The organism is Streptomyces sp. NPDC002926 (assembly GCF_053591755.1).
In genome coordinates this window covers 1-4,681 of record NZ_JBSFUK010000076.1, presented here as the reverse complement: position 1 = coordinate 4,681, position 4,681 = coordinate 1, and the positions used below count along the sequence as shown (strand labels likewise).

Here is a 4,681-nt window from a genome sequence, read left to right as displayed (position 1 = left end):
AACACCCCCACCAGACCCGCCTGCACCACAAACAGACCCGCCTGAGTGAACACCGTGGCATCCACCCCCGCCGGATCATCCCCCCACACCACCTCCCGGACAGGCCGCCCCAGATGAACATCCACCGCCGCACACGCCTCATCAAACCCCGCCGCAAACACCGGATCCGACCCATGCAGCTCACGGCCCATACCCAGCCACTGCGAACCCTGCCCCGTAAACAACCACCCCGTACGCCCCGACAACACCCGCCCCACCACCACACCCGAACCCGGACCACCCGACGCCAATGACGACAGACCCGCCATCGCCTCGTCATGGGTGGAGGCGATCACCACCGCCCGGTGCTCCAGCCCCGCCCGCCCACCAGCCAGCGCCGAGGCCACCTCCCCCACACCCACATCCGCACGCTGCTCCCACCAGGACGCCAACCGCCCCGCAGCCTGAACCAACGCCTCCGCCGACCGCGCCGACACCACCACGGGACTCCCGGCAACAGCTTCCGGCCCGGCGGAATCCTCCATGGGGGAGTCCGGGTCCTCGGACGTGGTCAAGTCCTCGACAGCAGGGGGTTGTTCGAGGATGACGTGGGCGTTGGTCCCGCTGATACCGAACGACGACACCGCCGACCGCCGCGGCCGCCCCACCACCGGCCACGTACGGGCCTCCGTCAACAGCGACACCGCACCCGCCGACCAGTCCACCTGCGACGACGGCGCATCCACATGCAACGACGCCGGCATCACACCATGCCGCATCGCCTCCACCAACTTGATCACACCGCTGACCCCGGCCGCGGCCTGGGCGTGACCGAGATTCGACTTCACCGACCCCAAGTACAGCGGCTCACCCGTCCGGTCCTGCCCATACGTCGCCAACAGGGCCTGGGCCTCGATCGGATCACCCAGCCGAGTACCCGTCCCGTGGCCCTCCACCAGGTCCACATCGGCGGCGGACAGACCCGCACTCGCCAATGCCTGCCGGATCACCCGCTGCTGCGACGGACCATTCGGTGCCGTCAGCCCATTCGACGCACCGTCCTGATTGACGGCACTGCCCCGAACCACCGCGAGCACCGGATGCCCCAACCGCCGCGCATCCGACAACCGCTCCAACAGCAGCAGGCCGACGCCCTCCGACCAGCCGGTCCCGTCCGCCCCCTCCGCGAACGCCTTGCACCGACCATCCACCGACAACCCACGCTGCCGGCTGAACTCCACGAACATGGCCGGTGTAGCCATCACCGTGACGCCGCCTGCGACCGCCAGCGAACACTCCCCCGAACGCAACGCCTGCGCCGCCAAGTGCAGCGCCACCAACGACGACGAACACGCCGTATCCACCGTCACCGCCGGCCCCTCGAAACCGAACGAGTACGACACCCGCCCCGAGACCACGCTGCCGCCGCTGCTGAGGTCGCCGTAGTCGTGATACATCACGCCCGCGAAGACACCCGTACGACTTCCCTTCAGCGTCCCGGGATCGATCCCGGCCCGCTCGAATGACTCCCAGGCAGCCTCCAGGAAGATCCGCTGCTGCGGGTCCATGATCTGCGCCTCGTTGGGGCTGATTCCGAAGAACACCGGGTCGAACTGGTCCGCGTCGTGGAGGAAGGCGCCGCGCTCGGTGTAGCTCTTGCCCGGTGCGCCCGGCTCCGGATCGAAGAGACCGTCGAGGTCCCAGCCGCGGTTGGTCGGGAACGGCCCGACGGCGTCGACGCCGTCGGCGACGAGCCGCCACAGATCCTCCGGCGACGACACCCCACCCGGATAACGGCAGGCCATCGACACGATGACGATCGGATCGTCCTGGTGCGCGGCGGCACGGACGACGGCGGCGGGCGCCTCTTCTACCGCGGAGCCGACGAGCATCTCGTCCAGCAGAGCCGCGACGGCGGTGGCGTTCGGGTGGTCGAAGATCAGGGTGGCCGGCAGCCGCAGATCGGTGGCGGCGTTCAGCATGTTGCGCAGTTCGACGGCGGCCAGCGAGTCGAAGCCCAGTTCCGAGAACGGGCGGTCCGGCTCGACGTCGTCCGCACCCGTGTGACCGAGGATGGCGGCGACGCGGCTACGGACCAGGTCCAGCAGGCGTCGGGCCCTGGCTACCGGGTCCAGCCCCGCCAGCTCGGCGGCCAGCCCGGACGAGGCGGACACGGCGGACCGGGTCACCTTCCGCCGACCGGCCGGTACGAGGCTGCGCAGCAGCGCCGGGAGCTCGTCGGTCCGCGTACGCAGCGCGGCCCGGTCGACGGGCGTCGCAACGACCTGGGCCCGCCCGCAGGCGAGGGCGGCGTCGAACAGCGCGAGGCCGGTGTCCGCGTCGAGCGGAGGCAGGCCGAGGCGCTCCAGCCGCTGCACGTCGGACTCGCCGAGCGTGCCGCCCATACCCTCGTTCCGCCAGAGGCCGTAGGCGAGCGCGGTTGCCGGGAGGCCCTGCCGCCGCCTGTGCTCGGCCAGGACGTCGAGGGCGACATTGGCGGCGGCGTACGCTGACTGGCCGCCCGCGAGCAGCGAACCGCCGACGGAGGAGAACAGCACGAAGGCCGAGATCGGCAGCGATGCCGTCAACTCGTGCAGATACCAGGCCGCATCAGCCTTGACCGCCAGGACCTGGCGGAGACGGTCCGGGGTCATGGCGGTGACCATGCCGTTGTCGGCGATGCCCGCCGCGTGCACGACGCCCGTCAGATCCCCGATACCGGCAACCACAGCGGCGAGCGCCGCCCGGTCAGCGACGTCACACGCCTCCACCCGCACACTCGCCCCGGACCGCGTCAACTCCCCGACCAGCTCCGCCGCACCCGGCGCATCGGCACCCCGCCGACTCACCAGGACCAACCTCTCCACACCACCGCTCACCACCAGATGCCGCGCCACCAAAGCACCCAAACCACCCGTACCACCCGTGATCAACACCGACCCACCACCCCAGTCGGGCGCACCGTCCGGTGTCAGCTTCTCCAGGCGCGGCACGAACCAGGCGCCGTCGCGGTATGCGAGCTCGGTCTCTCCGGAGGCGGCGACGGCGGACCATTCCGTGGAGTCGAGGGCGGCGGGGGCGTCGACGTCGGCGAGGACGAAGCGTCCCGGATTCTCGGCCTGCGCCGCGCGGACGAGACCCCAGACGGCGCCGGCCGCCGGGTTCTGCGGTCCGTCCGGCCCTACGGCGGCGCGGGTGAGCACCACCAGGGTGCGGCCCGGCCCGTCGCCATCGGCGAGCCAGGTCTGAACTGCGGCCAGCGCGGCCTCGGCCGCGGCAGCGGCGGCTTCCGGGACCGGCGCCTCATGCGGTGTGCAGTCGCAGACCACGACCCGGTCCGCGACGGTCTCCAGGTCGTGGGGCGCGACGGTCGGGACCGGCTCCGTCTCGTTCGACGTACCGATCGTGACGGGCTTCCAGGCCACGCCGAACAGTGCGTCGGAGATGGGTGTGGCGGACGAGAAGTGGTCGGGCGCGATCGGGCGGGAGGCCACGGAGCCGATCGTGGCCACCGGCCGTCCGCTCTGATCGGCTACGGACACTGCCGAGGCGGGCTGTCCCCCGCGGCGCTGGATGCGCACCCGCAGCGCCCGGGAGCCGGCGGCATGCAACGCGACGTCGGTCCACGCGAAGGGCAGGAACGTCTGCCCCTCCGCTTCGTCGTCCCCGGTGATCAGGTCGACATGCAGAGCGGAGTCCAGCAGCGCCGGGTGCAGGCCATAGCTCTCCGCTTCGGTCGAGTCGGGCAGTACGACCTCGGCGAAGACGTCGTCACCGAGACGCCAGGCCGCGCGCAGGTTACGGAAGCTGGGTCCGTAGCGGTAGCCGCGCTCGGCCAGTCGCTCGTAGCCGCCCTCGATCGGGATCGGCTCGGCGCCGGCAGGTGGCCAGGCCGCGAGGTCGAAGCCGGCCGGCGTACCCGCCGTCGACAGAACCGCCTGCGCGTGACAGGTCCAGTCGTCGGCATCGCCGCTGTCGTCCGGTCGCGAGTGGATACTGACGCCGTGCCGGCCGGTGTCGTCGGCCGCACCGACGCTGATCTGCACCTGGACGCCGCCGGATGCCGGGATGACGAGCGGGGCCTGCAGGGTCAGTTCCTCCAGCGTGGGGCAGCCGACCTCGTCACCTGCCCGTACCGACAGCTCTACGAAGCCGGTACCCGGGAAGATGATCGTTCCGTTGATGTCGTGGTCGGCGAGCCAGGGCTGGCTGTCCGGGGACAGCCGCCCGGTGAGGACCACACCACCGGTGTCGGCAATGGTGACAGCCGCACCCAGCAGGGGATGCCCGGTCGCGGACTGACCCACATGACGCGGATCACTCCCCGCCACCACCGAGTCCTGCCAGTAGCGCCGGCGCTGGAAGGGGTAGGTGGGCAGGTCCAGGTGCCGTCCCGGGGCGGGGGCGGGCAGGTGCCAGTCCACCGGCACACCCGAGGCGTGGAGCTGTGCGGCGGCGGTGAGCAGCGTGGTCCGGGCCGTGGTGCCGTCTTTGGGGCGGCGCATCAACGGCGCGAAGGTGACCGTGTCGGTCTCGTCGAGGCTCTGGCGGGCCAGGGCGGTCAGGACCGCCTCCGGCCCCACCTCCACCAGCCGCGACACCCCCAGCCCGCGCACCGTGGCCAGACCGTCCGCGAACCGCACCGGCTCCCGCACATGCCGCACCCAGTACCCCGGATCCGTCAACTCCCCCGACACCAGCC

The 4,681-nt window shown here is 71.4% G+C and carries 1 protein-coding gene; it reads right to left on the bottom strand.

The window, feature by feature from the left end; translation table 11 throughout:
• Positions 1 to 4,681 (bottom strand): type I polyketide synthase (locus tag ACWDZ6_RS33270; protein ID WP_451505814.1); only part of this gene is annotated, 4,681 nt, incomplete at both ends.